Raw genomic sequence first — 18,042 nt, 5'->3', positions numbered from 1 at the left:
CCCTTCCCAGCAACCCATCCCCTTCCCACATCATGAACACTGTCACTTTCGAGCAAGACGGCGCTGTCGGCGTCGTCACCATGTGCAAGCCCCCTCACAACCTCATGAACATGGCGTCGCTCGCCGATTTGGGGGAGGCGCTCCAAAAAGGTGTGGACAGCGGCTCCAGATCGATTCTGCTGCGCAGCTCCATGCGCCACTTCTGCGCGGGCGCCGACCTGAACGTCATCTACGAAGAGAGGCCGAACGAGGAGGCACTCCAAGCGCTGTGGGCGAAGTTTGAAGACATTCCGCTGCCCATCGTGGCAGCGGTCCAAGGTGCAGCACTCGGGGGAGGACTGGAACTGGCCCTCATGTGCGACATGATCATCGCAGCCGACACCGCGACCTTCGCCATGGCAGAGGCTTCCCTTGGCTTGCTGCCGCTACTAGGCGGGGTGCAGCGCATCGCGCAGCGCGTCGGACCCGCGCGCGCCAAGGAACTCGCGATGTTCGGACGCCGCCACGACCCAAAGGCCATGGAACGATGGGGCGCCATCAATTTGGTGACGCCGGAGCAGGAACTCGCCGCGGTGTCGATGTCGTGGGCGCGGCAACTGGCAGCTGGGCCCACAGTCGCGTATCGCGGCATCAAGCTCCTGGCCGATCTGTCCGTCAGAGGCGGGAGCAAGTCCGCCGACGCCAAGCAGTATGAGGTCAACGAGTGGATGTGGCGATCCGAAGACCAACGGCGAGGCCTTGCCGCGTTCGCCCGCGACGGACGCCCTGCCACTGCAACGTTCGAGGGGAACTGACATGAGCGCTCCCCTCTCGGGCATCCGTGTCGTCGACTTCACACGGGTGCTGGCCGGTCCCCACTGCACGAAGACGTTGCGCGATCTGGGCGCAGACGTCATCAAGATCGAACCTCCAGCCGGCGACGTGGGCCGTGCCGGGGTTCCATACGTCGACAACATGTCGCTGTACTTCGTTCAACAGAACGCGGGCAAGCGCAACATCAGCCTGGATCTGAACTATCCCGAAGCACGAGAAGTCGTCAAGGAGCTTTGCCGATCCGCCGACGTCATCGTCGAGAACTTCCGACCGGGCACACTGGCACGCTTCGGCCTGGGCTTCGAGGACATTGTGCAAACGAATCCGAGGGCGGTGTACGTTTCGATGAGCGGCTACGGGCAATCCGGTCCTTGGCGCAATCGCCCAGCTTTTGCACCAACGGTTCAGGCGGAAACGGGCCTCACAGCCATCAACGTCGATCACTACGGCGATGCGCTTGCCGATGTTCGCAACGACTCGTGCAGCCATGCGGACGTGTACACCGGTTTGCAAGGCGTGATCGCGGTGCTTGCAGGGCTACAGCATCGAGAGCGGACCGGCCGGGGCCAGCACGTCGATGTATCGATGGCCGCCACGATGCTGTCTGCTAATGAGCGCGCGGGTGCGCTGATGTCCGGGCTTGAGACGAATGGCGAACCATATGCGCTGGGCGCGCCCGAGTCCCCGATCTTCGAGCTTCCAGACGGGCGAAGACTGACGATCGCGTCCAGCCCCGTGTTCACCCCTACGTTCCTGAGCTACTGCGCGATGATGCGACGCACCGACCTGCTGAAGAGACCGGAGTACGCTACCCCAGAGCTTCGAGCCCAGAATCTCAAGCCGCTGCTGGATGAGGTTCGCGCTTGGATCCTGACCTTCTCCGATCTCGACGAACTGCAGGCCCAGGTGAGTGAAGCAGGCCTGGCGATCGGCGTAGTGCGTACTACCGCTGAACTCGCCGAATCTGAGTGGGCCGCCCATTGGGGCGCCGTGGTCGAAGTCGACGACCGCAACGGAGGCAGGCTGCGCATGCCCGGCGCACCCTGGCGCTTCGGCGATGCAGTGCTGCCGGCCCCGGGTCTTCCCTATTTTCAGGGCGAGAGCAACGAGGACATTCTTCATGAACTGGGCTGGAACCCTGCGGACATTGATAGCTTGCGGGCCAGTGGCGTACTCCGCTCGCGGCGCAGTGCGGCGGGAGCTTTCGATTGAATGCCATGAACTCGCTGAATCGAACCCACGATCCCGGGGCGCGAAGCTGGGTGGCTGCTGCAAACGAGCCGCTTTGCGATTTCCCGATCCAAAACCTGCCGTACGGCGTTTTTCGCACCAGCAGCCAGGAGCCGTTCCACGCGGGCGTTGCGATCGGCGACAGCGTGCTCGACCTCGGACGGCTGCATGCCAGCGGACTCCTCGATGGGCTGGCGCTGCAAGCCGCCAGCGCATGCCTCGATGCGACGCTCAACCGCTTCATGGCGATGGGCGCTCCGGCTTGGCAGGCGCTTCGACATGCTGCGTTCGACCTTCTGAACGCGAACGCGGCGCCGGAGACCGTCGACGCCGCTCGCAAATGCCTCGTATTGCAGACAGCAGTGGAACATGCGGTGCCGGTCGCGATTGGCGACTACACTGACTACTTCACGTCGATCCATCACGCAATCAATGGGGGGCTCCTGCTGGACCCCGCGTACAAATTGGCGCGCGCCTTCCAGTGGCTGCCCATGGCCTACCATGGCCGCGCATCCTCAATCGGGATGACGGGCCACCAGTTCCCCCGACCCCACGGTCAGGTCCTTGATGAGACCACGGGGACCCCTGTGTATCGTCCGACCCGCCGCTTGGACTTCGAACTCGAACTGGGCGTCTTCGTCGGCCGGGAGAACGCCTTAGGAGAGCCTGTCGGGATCACCGAGGCCGAGGACAGCGTGTTCGGAATCTGCCTGTTGAACGATTGGTCGGCGCGCGACATCCAGGCTTGGGAGATGACCCCGCTGGGACCGTTCCAGGCAAAGAATTTCGCAAGCACCCTATCACCGTGGATCGTGACGCTGGAAGCGCTCGCACCCTTCAGGAGCGCTGTGGAGAGGGTGCTCGACGGCCCTGCGGTGCTCCCCTATCTCGACAGTCCCGCCAACAGAGAACGAGGTGCATTCGACATTCGCCTGAAGGTGTCGGTCGAGACCGCTGCGATGCGTGCATCCGGCTCCGATCCGCGCGTGTTGTGCACGACCAACTTCGCTCATCAGTACTGGACAGTCGCGCAGATGCTCACCCACCACACGGCGGGAGGATGCAATCTGCGCGTGGGCGACTTGCTGGGAACAGGCACGATATCGGATCCGCAACCCGAGAACGCTGGATCGCTCATAGAGCTGAGCCAAGCGGGCCGCAAGCCCCTCGATCTGGGCAATGGCGAGGAGCGCAGCTTCGTGGAAGACGGCGACAAAATCATCCTGCAGGGATGGTGCGAACGCGGGGACTTTCGGCGCATTGGCTTCGGGTCCAACTTCGCAACCGTCACCCCTGCACGGCAAATTTAAGGTGCTGATACGATGAAAGCAGTCTGGTATGAAAACGTAGGGCCTGCGCGCACCGTGCTGCAGTACGGCGAAAGACCGATGCCGACGCCGGGGCCTGGCGAAGTTCTGGTGCGGCTTCGCGCATCGGGCGTCAACCCCTCCGACGTCAAGGCCCGTGCTGGCCTGCGGGGCGGCAAGAGTTCCATGGCCTACCCGCAGATCATTCCGCACAGCGACGGCGCCGGGATCATCGAGGAGCTGGGCGGGCCGTCGAGCCGCTTCACCCCGGGTGACCGTGTCTGGGTCGCCAATGCCCAGTGGAGACGTGCCCGGGGCACAGCAGCGGAGTTCCTCGTCATCGACGAATCCCTGGCTTTCTCCTTGCCCGACTCTGTGCCCTTCGACGTCGGGGCAGCACTGGGCATCCCGGCACTGACTGCCTGCCACGCCGTCGCAGGCTACAGACCTGTCGAAGGCAAAGTCGTGCTGGTGAGTGGAGGCGGTGGCACGGTCGGCAGTCTCGCGGTTCAGTTCGCCAGGCAGTCGGGAGCCTTCGTGGTGGCATCGGGAAGCCTGACCGACAGGGAGCGGATTCTTCGACTGGGTGCACATGCGTTCGTGGACTACAAAAGCGCTCACCTGGTCGAAGAGGTGCTTCGCGCCACAGACGGCCGATCCCTCGACCATGTGGTCGAAGTGGAGTTCGGCGACAACATCCAGGCCGTCGCGGATCTTCTGTCCGAACGAAGCACCGTTGTCGCGTACGGCTCCGCCAAGACACAAAAGCCCGAGTTGCCTTTCTACACCTTGATGTTCAAGGGGGTGCGGCTGGAGCTTCTGCTGGTCTACCTCCTGACGAATCAGGAAAGGGGCGCGGCGGCCGACCGCATCAACCAGTTGCTCTCGACCGGCGCGCTTGACGTGGCTGTTTCAACCGTCATTCCTCTCAAAGAATGCGCACGGGCGCACGAGATCGTCGAGTCCGGCAACAGGTCAGGCGCCGTGATAGTGCAGGTATCGGACCAGTGAGATGACAGAGCAAGCAAATGCCCGGGTGGCGTTGGTCACCGGCTCCACCAGCGGAATCGGGTTGGAGATCTCGAAGTCCTTGGCCGAGAATGGCTGGATAGTGGCTCTGCACGGAAAGGGCAATCCGATTCAAGTCCAAGCGGCGCTGGATGCAACGAACGCGCGGGCGAAGTTTCCCGTGAGGCATTTCGATGCCGACATGCGGGATCCGCAAGAGACACGCAGACTCGTCCGGGGGATTCAGGAAACCTACGGAAGCCTGGATCTTTTGGTGAACAACGCTGGCATCCAGCACATCGACAGGATCGAGAGCTTCTCCCCGGAAAGCTGGGACGACGTGCTGGCCATCAATCTCAGCGCGGTGTTCCACGCCACGCGAGCGGCGCTGCCCGCAATGCAGGCGAAAGGCTATGGCCGCATTGTCAACATTGCCTCCGTGCACGGTCTCGTTGCCTCGCAGGAGAAAGCTGCCTATGTCGCAGCGAAGCATGGGGTGGTGGGCTTGACCAAGGCCACTGCGCTTGAGAATGCGAAAGCCGGTATCACCTGCAACGCCATCTGTCCCGGTTGGGTTCTGACGCCCCTGGTCGAGGCCCAGATCGCTCTGCGGATGGAGCGATCGAACAGCGGCCGAGACGAGGTGGTCAGCTCGATGCTGTCCGAAAAGGAACCGACTTGCCGATTCACGACCACAGACCAAGTTGCCGGCGCAGTTCGCTTCCTGGTCAGTTCTGCTGCCGACAACATAACAGGCGTCAGCTTGGCGATGGACGGAGGATGGACAGCACAATAGTCAACCGTAGCAAAAACCAACTGTGGTCTACAAGGGCCTCACCCAATTGCAAGCAATATTCGGCACAGCAATCACGCATGCGCGATCGCTGGGGAGTGGGATCGACGAGTAGGGCCGTTGAACAGGCGGACGCGAGACAAGGGTGCGGACTGGCTGGTCTACAAACGGTCATGTTGCAGCATGCATTTTTGCTGCGGACCCTGATGAAAGACGCGCGCGGAGACCTCGTTCACTCACTCTTCGAGGATGGCGTTGACCCTCCGACACAGTTTCAGGCACTCCCCGCGCAGGTCCAACCTTGGTTCATCACGACGAGCCGTCAAGCGGCGGTGGAAATGGGGGTTTCGATGCCCCCGTGGGAATGGCGATCCGAGGCTACAACAGCATCGTGAACTGCTCCCTTCGGGAGAGTACGGCCCAGGCCATACGCGCGTTCTTTGCAGCGATGGCCACGATCGCACGCCAGTAGCCGCGTCGCGAGAACAGCGCCGCCGCCCATCGGCTGAGGCCGTCGGTTTTGTTCTGAGCAGCATGGAGTACCGCACGGGCACCCAGAACCAGCAGCGATCGCATGTACGAGTCCCCTGTCTTCGTGATGTGCCCCAGTCGCGCCTTGCCGCCCGAGCTGTACTGGCTGGGCACTAGGCCAAGCCAGGCGGCAAACTGGCGACCACACCTGAACTCATGACCGTTGCCGATCATCGCAACCATTGCAGTGGCGGTGGTTTGGCCGATCCCTGGCAGAAGCATGAGTTGCTGAGCTCGGGCATCGGCGCGCGCCATCTGTCCGATGTGTCGGTCATAGAGCGCGATCCGCTCGTCCAGCCGCGTCAATTCGCTGAGCAGATCGCCGACGACGGTATTGCTCCAGCCGGGCAGATCCTCCAGGCACGCCATGGCTTGGCTGCGCACCGTCGACGCCTTGAGCGGGAGCACGATGCCGAACTCGCTGAGTAACCCGCGAATTCGGTTGATGGTTGCGGTGCGCTGCTCGACAAATCCCTGTCGCACTCGATGCACGCTCAGTTGCGATTGCTGCTCCAGGCTCTTGACGATGATTTCATATTGCACCTCTCACAGCAGCGCTTTTCGATCCTTGCGGTTGGCTCGCTCGTAGCTTTCGCTCGGTGAGCTCATCGAGCGTGATCCAGTATGGCCCTCTCGACTTCAGCTGACGTGCAGCGAGTATCTTGCGTGCAATCCAATAATGGACCTTGCTGACGCTGACTCCGAAGCGCTTTGCGATCTGCGGAACAGTCAATTCCTCGGCCTTCTTGAGCATAGGTGCGGGGATTGCGTGGCGCCAGCGAATCCATCTGACCATCGAGTCGTTAAATACCTTGCCAAGTGGGCTTCTGACTCTCTCTCGGTTGAGTTGCTGCGCAATCAGCGCATCGCTCAGATTGCGCGCAAGCGCTCGCACACGAGCTACTGTAACTTCGCAGCAGCGAACGCGGTCGGCAAGCGGCAACGGCAGTTCTACGGTCACGTCGCTGCAGGCGCCGCCTTGCCATCGGATGTGCAGCACCGCCTGCTTGGGCGCCAGACGTTTCTCGACGGTAATATCTTTGATTAGCAAACGTAGCATTCGCTTGCGATCCTTGGCTGAAGTGCTGGGGGCATTCCATAGGCGCGGCAGCTCCCGCGCCAGCGTCATCACCTCAGCTCTTTGCTCCTCGGTGATCACCTGCGCCGTGCGATGTTGGGCCTCGGCTTTCTGATGTTTTATTTCTTCCACGCGCAATAGCGCCTCATTCCACCAACGCTCCAAGGTACTGGTGACCAGACGATTGCTGGGATCGGCCTCCTGGTATCGCCGCTCCGCCAGGGCTGCCTCGTACTCGGCGCGCTCGAGGCGCATTCTCCATTGGTGCATGAGCGCTTGATCACGTCCCTCCAGATTCGTCAGCACGCTCATGGCGAGTTCCAATTCGGCTGGTTGTAGTGCGTCGAGCACCTGCTCGGCAACGGCCACATCTAGGGGGTCGCACCGTACGCTCATGCAGTCTTTGGTTGACAGGCCTTCGCGGTGCTTGGCGCCGCAGAGATAGGTGGGGTAGAGCCCGCCATTGCCGCTGTAGCGCACGCACAGCCGACGCCCGCATTTGCCGCACATCAGCAGGCCTTGCAACAGCGCGGCACCTTCGCGTGGCGCTCCTCCCGGAATCATCGGCGGCACGCTGGTACGGTTCTTTTCCAAGCGCAGTTGATTGCGCTCGAACTGCTCCCAGTCAACAAATCCTTCATGATGGTTGAGCAACAGCACCCGCCACTGTGAGCGCTCGACCGTCTTGATATGGCTGCGAACTTCCCCGTCGGGCGTGAGCCCCCGCTGGCATTGATGCCGACCGAAGGTGTAGGCCCCCGCATAGGACGGGTTCTTCAACACTTGCAAGGTGCGCTCGTAAGTCAGATCTCCCCATTCCAGCTTGCCGTTCCACACGCCGCCGTGGCGCCTCTTGGGGAAGCGAAGCTGGTGGGTGACGAACCACTGCATCACCGCGTGGGCACTGCCGCTTGCCTGGAACTGCCGGAAGATCAGTGCAATGGCGCCACGCACCTCCTGATCCGAATCCACAACGACCTGGCCTCGTGCGTCGTAGCAAAGTCCCACCGGCAGTGGGACACGCAGTTCACCGCGCTTGGCCTTGTTCAGCTTGCCACCCTGGAGGCGGGCGCGCAAGAAGTGCAGTTCGGCTTGCGCCATGGTGCCCTTGAGCCCGAGCAACAGCCCGTCGTTGAAGTCGGCAGGGTTGTAGCAGCCGTCCGCGTCGATGACCAGCGTGTCGGTGAACGCGCAAAGTTGTAGCAGGCGGTGCCAATCCACGTTGGAGCGGGCCAGTCTCGACGCCTCCAGAGCAAACACCGCTCCCACCTGTCCCATCGACACGTCTGCCACCAAGGTCTTGAAGTCCTCCCGACCCGCCGTCTGCGCCGAGCGGCCCAGGTCCCGATCGAGCACCCGTATCGCACTCTCCTCCCATCCCAGTTCCAACGCCCGTTCCCGCAGCGCGTACTGGCGCTGGGTGCTCTCCTGATGATGACGCACCTGACTCGGGGTCGATTGACGTATGTACACGTACGCCGGCTTGCGCCGGTGCTCCTCGGTGATCTTGCCGTTCATCGCTCGCCTCCGTCGCCAATGGATCGCAGTTGCGGTGAGCGTCGAGCCAACTCTGGACCATGCTGGTGAGCACCACGCCAGCGGCTACGGTATCGATTGCGGGGGCGGCTCGACGGTTCAACTCGTCCGCCCCGGCATCTCAGAGCGCCTCTCTGCGGCGCAGTAGTTCGCGATTGATCTCGCAGATCTCTTCGATGGCGGTGCGAAGCAGCTGGTAGTTCGACAGGTGCTGGCTGACTGCCTCGTAGTCGCCCTGGGGCACGTAGCTCATCTGCGGACGCTGGCCAGGGAAACTCACCGAGAGGTAGTACTTGGGACCGTGACCTTCGCCTTGGGCGCACTTGCACCCTGGTTTCCCACAACGCAGGTAGCGCTCGATGATCGAGCCGCGCAACAGGTGTTCCATGGACGGCAGCGTGCGTAGCAGCTGCGCACGGCGTCTCCGAAGAGAGGAGGAGGTCTTGTTCTCCATCTTTGTCAGAACACGTATAAGACTGTACTGATAGTGCCACCATTGTGCGCTCCCCGTCAAGTCTCGGCGGCGGGTTCGCGAGCGTTGAGTTCTCGCAGCAACGCAGCCAGCTCGAGCAAGCGACGCGCGTTCAGGCGCGCCGCGGTTTGCCCTGGTGTGACCAAGGGGTCCGGATCGGCCAGGTCTGTCCACTCGCGTGGAACCGTCAGCGTGCCGTGCTCAGAATGCCGCAGCGTCAGCGTGTCCACACCGGACACGCGTCGGCGCTTGACTACGTCGAAGGTCTTGGCGAACAGCGGGTGAAATGGGTGACGGATACTTGCCCTGTCTACAAGTGCATCAGCACAAGGTGCAGTATGAGATGTCCGTCTTGATGGGCACGAAGCGCATGTTCGGGCGCTGCACTGCCTCGCAGATCGCCGCCGCGTCTGCGGCGTCGTTCTTGCCATGCTTGCCGGACATTCGATAGGGGCTGACGAACTTGGGCGCCATCAGGCGCACCGTGTGCCCGTGCGCCATGAACTGGCGCGCCCAGTGGTGCGCACCGGAGCACGCCTCTATCCCAATCACGCAGGGCGGTAGCGACGCGATCAGTTCCACCAGCTTGGCCCGTGTCACCTTGGGAGATATGAGTTCGGGCTTGCCCGCTTCATTGACCCCGTGGATGGCAAAAACAGACTTGGCCAGATCGATACCAACGTACAGAATAGTCATGGGCTTCTCCTTTCCGAGTTAGTAGATGGGAGTTCGCAACCCCATCGTGGCACTCAGTTGCCGGCAGCCGCAACAAGCAGCGGCTTAATCGGGAGGGGGAGGCCCCTTTCATTCACTCTTGCGCAGGCAAATGTGTCACTTGTCTTCTGGGCACGGGCCGATCGGTGGCAAAGCCGCATCCAGCCAGGGTTTGCGCAATTTGCGAAGGAAATGTGTCACTCGCTCTTCACCGCCAGACGTGCAAAGACAATGTGTCACCGCCGGAGCTCTGGGGGCGCTTCTGCCGCCCTACCCTATCGCCGCTCGCGTCACCGCGATACGACGCTCGCGCGTCAACGCGGTGCACTGCAGCGGTGGCGGGGAGTTGGAACCGTAGTACCGCCGGCAGTGCCGACAGCGAAACGGCGCATCCAGCAGTTGTGCATCGAGCCGGTACGCCGATGCTTCACCACAATGCCGGCAGGCTGCGAGAAGCGGCTCACGATGAATCGGACATCGGTCGTGGCGCTCGCGCTGGTGCACCACCGTGTGATAGCCGAGCGACATGCAGCGCGGGCAGTATCGCAGGAAGCGGCAACCATCCAGCGCCGCCGCGTCCATCCCCTCGCGCACGCTGCGCTGTGTCACGCCGAGCAGACGGGCGACGATAGGTACCTCAATGTCCCCCGGGGCGAGGCCCAGGTACGGGTCCACTGGGTTGGCCCGCAGCTGCTTTCCCAGAAAGTACCCTGCCAGCCGATTCGTGCGGGCGAACTTCCATAGCATGCAGACCACCGACTCGTACGCCTCCTATGCCTCGGCGATGCGCTACTGGTGCGCCTGGTACGCCGCGCGCTATGGCCAGGTGCTGCGAATGCCCGTTCCGGTCCCCGTGGTCGTCCAGTTCATCGTCGACCACGCCGCGCGCACGGCGGATGCGGATTCCAAGGCTGGCCTGTCGACTGGATTGGTGAGCGAGCTGCCGCCAGACATCGACCAGGCGCTGGTGGCCAACGGCTACAAAACGCGGCTCGGCGTGCCGGCGCTCAACACGCTCGTGCACCGCATTGCGGTGCTGTCCAAGGCGCACCAGCTGGCCAAGGCGCCGAACCCTTGCGCCGACCCGCTGGTGCGCGAGCTCCTTGCCCAGACGCGCCGCGCCTACGCCAAGCGCGGCGCGCGGCCGCGCAAGCAGCGCGCGCTCACCAAGGACCCGCTGCAAGCGGTGCTGGCGACCTGCGACGACACCCTGCGCGGAAAACGCGATCGCGCCCTCCTCCTGTTCGCATGGGCCACCGGCGGGCGACGGCGCTCCGAGGTCGCCTCGGCCACGCTCGAGAACCTTCAACGTGTCGATGCCAACGCCTATCTCTACACGCTCGCGCACTCCAAGACCAACCAGGCCGGCGCCCAGCGCCCCGAGGACGTGAAGCCCCTGGTGGGCAGTGCGGCGCAGGCCATGCAGGCGTGGCTCGCCGTGCTAGCGGAAAGAGGCATCCAGGAAGGCGCCCTCTTCCGCCGCATCCGCAAGGGCGGTCATCTGGGGGAGCCGCTCGCGCCAGCGGCCGTGCGCGACATCGTGAAGGCGCGATGTACGTTGGCGGGGGTGGAGGGTAAGTTTTCTGCGCACTCGCTCAGGGCCGGGTTCGTGACCGAAGCCGGCCGACAAAACATGTCGCTGCCCGAGACGATGGCCATGACCGGGCATCACAGCGTGGCGACCGTGATGGGCTACTTCCGCGCCGAAAGCGCGCTGGGCAGCAAGGTCAGCCGGATGCTCGACGAAGATTGAGTGGTGCGGGGCGGTTCGACGACCCTACAGCGCCCGCAGTTGATGGCACAACCCACTCGAGACTCGCGACCTTGTTCACGCCCCTTCCGTCTTGACACCTGACCCATCAAAGCTGGCGAGCCACATAGCAGCATCGACGAACTGCTGCCGCGACGCTGCAGCAGCACTGACCGCCCTCTCATGCTCGATCTCCGTTAGCGCAACTCCCGCGCTTCAAGCCCCCTGCACGTTCCGCACGATCTGCCACGCATTGGCGTAGGGCGCGAACTGGCGCATGTTCTCGTTGACCTGCAGTTCCCGCCCGATGGCCGGGAAGGCACGTTGGGCACAGTTCTCCCGATCGCAGACCTTGCAGCCGGCGCCAATCGGCGTTGCGGCGGCGGGGTCGTTCAGGTCGAGCCCCGTTGCATACACAAGCCGATGTGCATGCCGCACATCGCATCCCAGCGCCACCGCGAAGGTGCGTGCGGGTGCTGCGAACCCGCCGCGGCGGCGTGAGATGCAGCGCGCGATCCAGAGGTAGGTGCGCCCGTCGGGCATCTGGGCGAGTTGCGTCAGGATCTTGCCCGGCTGTGCAAATGCCTCATACACATTCCAAAGCGGGCAGGTGCCGCCTGTCCGCGAGAAATGGAAGTCCGTCGCCGACTGGCGCTTGGAGATGTTGCCCGCGCGATCCACGCGCACGAAGAAGAACGGAATACCCTTGGCATCGGGCCGCTGCATCGTGGAGAGCCGGTGGCAAACAGTTTCGAAGCTCACCCTGAATTGCTGGCTCAGCAGCTCGATGTCATAGCGCAAAGCCTCGGCTTCCGCCAGAAAGCGGCGATAAGGCAGCAGCAAGGCGCCGGCAAAGTAGCTCGCGAAGCCGATTCTGGCCAGCGCGCGGGCTTCGTCACTGGCGAAGCTCTCATGGTTGGCGAACGACTCGATCAGGTCGGCCGCGTCCAGCCGCGCGATCTGTGTGGCGAGCTGAAACGCCCGCTGGCCCGGCTCGATGTCGGCCGAGAGGCTTAAGGTGCGGTTGGACGCATTGAAAGCACGGACCACATCGGCGCTATCGCCGACGCGGCGTGCGTTGATCGTCGCGACGCCGTGCACCTCGGAGAGATGTCTTTCCAACAGCGCAACCAGCTCACCGCCGGCAGCGGCCGGGTCTGCCTTGGCGTCGCGGTGCAGCCGCTCGAACAATTGCTCGGCGCGTTCGTCGAGCACGGCCATGTGGTTGTGCCGCTCGTAGAAGAAATCGCGCACCTCTTCATACGGCTGCAGCGGGGCCGCGGATCGCTGGGGGTTGTGGTCCCCGTCGATGCCATCCGCCAGGAGCATCAGACGTTCCTCGGCGGTGCGGCAACGCTTGTGCAGCCGCACCAGCACTTGCGCCATGACCGGCAACTGGCCGACCATGGCCTGCACCTCGGCCATGGAAACCGGCTCCTGCCCGCCTGCCTCGGCCACCACCTCCCGCACTTCAGAGATGAGTCGGGCCTCTTCATCTTCCGAGAAAAACTGCAGATCGATCCCGAGGCTCGATTGCAGCCGCAGCAGCACCGGCACGGTCAGGGGCCGCTGATTGTTCTCGATCTGATTCAGATAGCTGGGCGACAGCTTCAGGGCATGCGCCAGTGCCGCCTGGGTGAGACCGCGCTGCTCTCGCAGGGTCTTCAGCCGCACGCCCATGTAGGTCTTGTGCATCGTGGGGGATCTTCGCAAACATTGCAACTTGGCTCAACGGCTTCGCAAATCTTCGCCAATTCAGCCCTGGTCAGGCTGATTGTCCCCTGCGAAGATTGCAAACACAACACCCGCACCGTCGAGACCTTAGAGAGCCATGCGATGACCGAAATCTCCATTTCACCCTTCAAGCCGAAGAAATCCGTGGCGCTGTCCGGTGTGACCGCCGGCAACACCGCGCTTTGCACCGTGGGCCGTACCGGCAACGACCTGCATTACCGCGGCTACGACATCCTCGACATCGCCGAGGTCTGCGAGTTCGAGGAAATTGCCCACCTGCTGGTGCACGGCAAGTTGCCCACCGCCGCCGAGCTGCGCGCCTACAAGGCCAGGCTCAAAGCGATGCGCGGCGTGCCTGCCAGTGTGAAGACGGCACTGGAGCAGATCCCCGCCGGTGCGCATCCCATGGACGTGATGCGCACCGGCGTGTCCGCCCTGGGATGCACGCTGCCCGAAAAGGACGACCACAACACGCCGGGCGCGCGCGACATCGCCGATCGGCTGATGGCCTCGCTGGGCTCCATGCTGCTGTACTGGTACCACTGGTCCACCCAGGGCAGGCGCATCGAACTGGAAACCGACGACGACTCGATCGGCGCGCACTTCCTGCACCTGCTGCATGGCGCCAGGCCCGGCGCCGCGTGGGAGCGGGCCATGCACACTTCGCTGAACCTGTACGCCGAGCATGAGTTCAACGCCTCGACCTTCGCCGCGCGCGTGATCGCCGGGACCGGCAGCGACATGTACTCGGCCATCGCGGGCGCCATCGGCGCGCTGCGCGGGCCCAAGCATGGGGGTGCCAACGAGGTCGCGTTCGAAATCCAGAAGCGCTACGACAGCCCGGACGAGGCGGAAGCCGACATCCGCCGCCGCGTCGAAGCCAAGGAGGTCGTGATCGGCTTCGGGCACCCCGTCTACACGGTGAGCGACCCGCGCAACGTGGTCATCAAGGGCGTGGCCCGGTCCTTGTCCGATGAAGCGGGCGCGACCAAGATGTACGACATCGCGGAGCGCCTCGAGTCGGTGATGTGGGACGCCAAGAAGATGTTCCCCAACCTGGACTGGTTCAGCGCAGTGAGCTACCACATGATGGGGGTGCCGACGGCCATGTTCACGCCGCTGTTCGTGATCGCCCGCACCAGCGGCTGGGCCGCGCACGTCATCGAGCAGCGCATCGACAACAAGATCATTCGTCCGAGCGCCAACTACACCGGCCCCGAAGACCAGGCATTCCTGCCCATCCAGGATCGCCGCTAGAAGCCCTTTTCGCGCCCACGCATGAACGCCTCCTACCGAAAGAACCTGCCCGGCACCGCGCTGGACTACTTCGACGCCCGCGCCGCCGTCGATGCCATCGCACCCGGCGCATACGACCGATTGCCCTACACCTCGCGCGTGCATGCCGAGAACCTGGTGCGCCGCTGCGACCCGGCCATCCTGAACGAATCGCTGTCGCAGTTGATCGAGCGAAAGCGCGAGCGCGACTTCCCGTGGTTCCCGGCGCGCGTCGTCTGCCATGACATCCTGGGCCAGACCGCGCTGGTGGACCTGGCCGGCCTGCGCGACGCCATCGCCGACATGGGCGGCGATCCGGCCCAGGTGAACCCCGTCGTGCAGACCCAGTTGATCGTGGATCATTCGCTGGCGGTTGAATTTGCCGGCTTCGATCCGGATGCGTTCGCCAAGAACCGCGCGATCGAAGACCGTCGCAACGAGGACCGTTTCCACTTCATCGAGTGGACCAAGAAGGCCTTCAAGAACGTCGAAGTGATCCCGCCGGGCAACGGGATCATGCATCAGATCAACCTGGAGCGGATGTCGCCGGTGGTCCATGCCAAGGACGGCGTGGCCTTCCCCGACACGCTGGTCGGGACCGACAGCCACACCCCCCATGTCGACGCGCTCGGCGTGATCGCGATCGGCGTGGGCGGCCTCGAAGCCGAGAGCGTGATGCTGGGCCGCGCGTCCTGGATGAGGCTGCCCGACATCATCGGCGTGGAGCTGACCGGCAAGCCGCAGCCCCACATCACCGCGACCGACATCGTGCTGGCGCTGACCGAATTCCTGCGCCACCAGAAAGTGGTCGGCGCCTACCTGGAGTTCCATGGCGAAGGCACCTCGGCATTGACGCTGGGCGACCGAGCGACCATCTCCAACATGACGCCGGAGTTCGGCGCCACGGCGGCGATGTTCTCCATCGACCGGATGACCATCGACTACCTGCGTCTGACCGGGCGCGAGGACGAGCAGGTCCGCCTGGTCGAGGTCTATGCCAAGGAAGCGGGCCTGTGGTCGGACGCACTGGCCACCGCCGAGTATGAACGGGTGCTGCGTTTCGACCTGTCCTCGGTCGTGCGCAACATGGCCGGACCGTCCAATCCGCACAAGCGCCTGCCGACCTCCCAGCTCGCCGCGCGCGGCATCGCGGCCCCGTGGGAGGAAGTGCCCGGCCGGATGCCCGACGGCGCCGTGATCATCGCGGCGATCACCAGCTGCACCAACACCAGCAACCCGCGCAACGTGATCGCCGCCGGCCTGCTGGCGCGCAACGCCAACGCGCGTGGCCTGGTGCGCAAGCCCTGGGTCAAGTCCTCGCTGGCACCCGGCTCCAAGGCCGTGCAGCTGTACCTGGAAGAAGCGGGCCTGTTGTCCGAGCTCGAGAAGCTGGGCTTCGGTATCGTGGCCTTTGCCTGCACCACCTGCAATGGCATGTCCGGTGCGCTCGACCCGGTGATCCAGCGGGAGGTGATCGAACGCGACCTGTACGCCACGGCCGTGTTGTCGGGCAACCGCAACTTCGACGGCCGCATCCACCCCTATGCCAAGCAGGCCTTCCTGGCCTCGCCGCCGCTGGTCGTGGCCTATGCGATCGCCGGCACCGTTCGCTTCGACATCGAGAAGGATGTGCTGGGGCTCGATGCCGCCGGCCAGCCCGTGACCTTGAAGGACATCTGGCCCAGCGATGCCGAGATCGACGCGATTGTCGCCAGCAGCGTCAAGCCCGAGCATTTTCGGCGGGTCTACGACCCGATGTTCAAGATCGGCGTGGCCAGCGGCGAGTCCATCAGCCCGCTGTACGACTGGCGGCCGCAGAGCACCTACATCCGCCGCCCGCCCTACTGGGAAGGCGCGCTGGCCGGCGAGCGCACGCTGCGCGGCCTGCGCCCGCTGGCCGTGCTGCCCGACAACATCACGACCGACCACCTGTCGCCGTCCAACGCCATCCTGCCGGACAGTGCGGCCGGCGAATACCTGCACAAGATGGGCTTGCCCGAGGAAGACTTCAACTCCTACGCCACGCACCGCGGCGACCACCTGACGGCGCAGCGCGCGACCTTTGCCAACCCGCAGCTCGTCAACGAGATGGCCGTGGTCGACGGCGAGGTGAAGAAGGGTTCGCTGACCCGCATCGAACCCGAGGGCCATGTGGTGCGCATGTGGGAGGGCATCGAGACCTACATGCAGCGCAAGCAGCCCTTGATCATCATCGCCGGTGCCGACTACGGCCAGGGCAGCTCGCGCGACTGGGCGGCCAAGGGCGTGCGGCTGGCGGGCGTGGAGGCCATCGCGGCGGAGGGCTTCGAGCGCATCCACCGCACCAACCTGATCGGCATGGGTGTGCTGCCCCTGGAGTTCAAGCCCGGCGTCAATCGGCTGACGCTGGGTCTGGACGGCACCGAGACCTACGACGTGGTGGGCGAACGCCGGCCGCGTGCAGACCTGACACTGGTGGTCCGGCGCAGGAACGGCGAACATGTCGAGGTGCCCATGACCTGCCGGCTCGACACGGCCGAGGAGGTCTCGATCTACGAGGCCGGCGGCGTGCTGCAGCGCTTTGCGCAGGACTTTCTAGCCTCCACACAATCCGCCTGATGCCACACATGCCACAGATCAAGATCCCGGCCGCGTACATGCGTGGCGGCACCAGCAAGGGCGTGTTCTTCCGCCTTCAAGACCTGCCCGAGGCTGCGCAGGCACCGGGCGCCGCGCGCGATGCGCTGCTGCTGCGCGTGATCGGCAGCCCCGATCCGTACGGCAAGCAGATCGACGGCATGGGCGCCGCGACGTCGAGCACCAGCAAGACCGTCATCCTGTCGAAGAGCACGCGGCCCGGCCACGACGTCGACTACCTGTTCGGCCAGGTGTCGATCGACCAGCCCTTCGTCGACTGGAGCGGCAACTGCGGAAACCTGTCGGCCGCCGTCGGTCCGTTTGCCATCGGCAACGGCCTGATCGATGCCGGTCGCATTCCGCGAGACGGTATCTGCACCGTGCGCATCTGGCAGGCCAATATCGGCAAGACCATCGTGGCGCACGTGCCGATCGTCGGCGGCGCAGTGCAAGAGACCGGCGATTTCGAGCTGGATGGCGTCACCTTTCCGGCCGCCGAAGTGCAGCTGGAGTTCCTGGACCCAGCGGACGAGGGCGACGGCGAGGCAGGCGGGGCCATGTTTCCGACGGGCCATGTCGTCGATGACCTGGAGGTGCCAGGCGTCGGCACGCTCAAGGCCACGCTGATCAATGCGGGCATTCCGACGATCTTTGTCGACGCCGAGGCGATCGGCTACACGGGCACCGAACTGCAGGATGCCGTCAACGGCGACGCCAAGGCGCTGGCCATGTTCGAGAGCATCCGTGCCCAAGGTGCGCTGCGCATGGGCCTGATCAAGGACATCGGCGAGGCTGCCAAGCGTCAGCACACGCCCAAGGTCGCGTTCGTCGCAGCGCCCAAGGCGTATGTGGCGTCCAGCGGCAAACCGGTGGACGCGGGCGACGTCGACCTTCTGGTGCGCGCGCTATCCATGGGCAAGCTGCATCACGCCATGATGGGCACGGCAGCCGTGGCCATCGGCACCGCCGCGGCGATCCCCGGCACGCTGGTGAATCTGGCGGCTGGAGCTGGCGGACGCACCGCCGTGCGCTTCGGCCATCCCTCGGGAACGTTGCGCGTCGGCGCCGAGGCCACGCAGGTCGGTGGCCGATGGGTCGTGACGAAGGCGCTCATGAGCCGCAGTGCCCGTGTGTTGATGGAAGGCTGGGTGCGCGTGCCCGGCGACAGTTTCTGATTGGAAGTTT

Annotated in this window: 14 protein-coding genes and 2 pseudogenes; 9 read left to right on the top strand and 7 right to left on the bottom strand. The window is 64.2% G+C overall.

Annotated features, from left to right (window positions below; translation table 11 throughout):
* The first annotated feature begins 32 nt into the window (after positions 1-32).
* The 5 genes from GXN78_RS33070 to GXN78_RS33050 are packed head-to-tail and all read left to right on the top strand — an operon-like array spanning position 33 to position 5,154.
* Positions 33-794, top strand: coding sequence for an enoyl-CoA hydratase/isomerase family protein (locus GXN78_RS33070; RefSeq protein WP_106558259.1), 762 nt, complete (start codon positions 33-35; stop codon positions 792-794).
* A gap of 1 nt (position 795) precedes the next feature.
* Positions 796-2,025, top strand: a complete 1,230-nt coding sequence (locus tag GXN78_RS33065; protein WP_106558260.1) for a CoA transferase — start codon at positions 796-798, stop codon at positions 2,023-2,025.
* A gap of 5 nt (positions 2,026-2,030) precedes the next feature.
* Positions 2,031-3,353, top strand: a complete 1,323-nt coding sequence (gene fahA / locus GXN78_RS33060; RefSeq protein WP_106558261.1) for a fumarylacetoacetase — start codon at positions 2,031-2,033, stop codon at positions 3,351-3,353.
* A 12-nt stretch (positions 3,354-3,365) separates the two neighbouring features.
* On the top strand, positions 3,366-4,361 hold the full coding sequence (locus GXN78_RS33055) for an NADPH:quinone reductase (RefSeq protein WP_106558262.1): 996 nt from the start codon (positions 3,366-3,368) through the stop codon (positions 4,359-4,361).
* Between the two features lies 1 nt (position 4,362).
* A complete protein-coding gene (locus GXN78_RS33050) occupies positions 4,363-5,154 on the top strand; it encodes a 3-hydroxybutyrate dehydrogenase (protein ID WP_106558263.1) in 792 nt (263 codons plus the stop codon).
* Between the two features lie 375 nt (positions 5,155-5,529).
* Here the strand turns inward: GXN78_RS33050 and GXN78_RS33045 are convergent.
* From GXN78_RS33045 to GXN78_RS33020, 6 genes and pseudogenes are all read right to left on the bottom strand, one after another.
* A pseudogene (locus GXN78_RS33045) lies at positions 5,530-6,228 on the bottom strand (IS110 family transposase); the annotation flags it as partial.
* Positions 6,215-8,278, bottom strand: coding sequence for a recombinase family protein (locus GXN78_RS33040; RefSeq protein ID WP_106558264.1), 2,064 nt, complete (start codon positions 8,276-8,278; stop codon positions 6,215-6,217). The gene GXN78_RS33040 and the pseudogene GXN78_RS33045, both read right to left, overlap by 14 nt.
* Positions 8,279-8,417: 139 nt before the next feature.
* Complete coding sequence (locus GXN78_RS33035; RefSeq protein WP_106558265.1) at positions 8,418-8,750, bottom strand: DUF6788 family protein; 333 nt, start codon at positions 8,748-8,750, stop codon at positions 8,418-8,420.
* A gap of 56 nt (positions 8,751-8,806) precedes the next feature.
* Positions 8,807-9,199 (bottom strand): DUF5372 family protein, encoded by a 393-nt coding sequence (locus GXN78_RS33030; protein WP_164256089.1) that lies wholly within the window; start codon positions 9,197-9,199, stop codon positions 8,807-8,809.
* Positions 9,117-9,464: pseudogene (locus tag GXN78_RS33025) on the bottom strand (transposase); the annotation flags it as partial. The gene GXN78_RS33030 and the pseudogene GXN78_RS33025, both read right to left, overlap by 83 nt.
* 288 nt (positions 9,465-9,752) lie before the next feature.
* Entirely contained in the window at positions 9,753-10,229 is a 477-nt protein-coding gene (locus GXN78_RS33020) for a hypothetical protein (RefSeq protein ID WP_164255859.1), read from the bottom strand.
* On the opposite strand from GXN78_RS33020, the gene GXN78_RS33015 reads away from it, so the two are divergent.
* A complete protein-coding gene (locus tag GXN78_RS33015; RefSeq protein ID WP_308812421.1) occupies positions 10,228-11,235 on the top strand; it encodes a site-specific integrase in 1,008 nt (335 codons plus the stop codon). The genes GXN78_RS33020 and GXN78_RS33015 overlap by 2 nt on opposite strands.
* 213 nt (positions 11,236-11,448) lie before the next feature.
* Here the strand turns inward: GXN78_RS33015 and GXN78_RS33010 are convergent, their stop codons facing one another.
* Positions 11,449-12,927, bottom strand: coding sequence for a short-chain fatty acyl-CoA regulator family protein (locus GXN78_RS33010; RefSeq protein WP_106558267.1), 1,479 nt, complete (start codon positions 12,925-12,927; stop codon positions 11,449-11,451).
* Positions 12,928-13,068: 141 nt separating this feature from the next.
* On the opposite strand from GXN78_RS33010, the gene prpC reads away from it, so the two are divergent.
* The 3 genes from prpC to prpF are packed head-to-tail and all read left to right on the top strand — an operon-like array spanning position 13,069 to position 18,032.
* Positions 13,069-14,223 (top strand): 2-methylcitrate synthase, encoded by a 1,155-nt coding sequence (prpC, locus tag GXN78_RS33005; protein WP_106558268.1) that lies wholly within the window; start codon positions 13,069-13,071, stop codon positions 14,221-14,223.
* Positions 14,224-14,244: 21 nt separating this feature from the next.
* A complete protein-coding gene (gene acnD, locus GXN78_RS33000; RefSeq protein WP_106558269.1) occupies positions 14,245-16,839 on the top strand; it encodes a Fe/S-dependent 2-methylisocitrate dehydratase AcnD in 2,595 nt (864 codons plus the stop codon).
* Positions 16,839-18,032 carry a 2-methylaconitate cis-trans isomerase PrpF gene (gene prpF, locus GXN78_RS32995; RefSeq protein ID WP_106558270.1) on the top strand — a complete coding sequence of 398 codons (1,194 nt, stop codon included), beginning with the start codon at positions 16,839-16,841 and terminating at the stop codon, positions 18,030-18,032. Before acnD ends, prpF begins: the two co-directional genes overlap by 1 nt.
* Positions 18,033-18,042 lie beyond the last annotated feature (10 nt).

Origin of the sequence: Variovorax sp. WS11 (assembly GCF_010499245.1) — a bacterium.
Taxonomy (GTDB): Bacteria; Pseudomonadota; Gammaproteobacteria; order Burkholderiales; family Burkholderiaceae_C; genus Variovorax.
The sequence above is the reverse complement of the archived record's forward strand: the minus strand, read 5'-3'. Positions and strand labels throughout refer to the sequence as shown.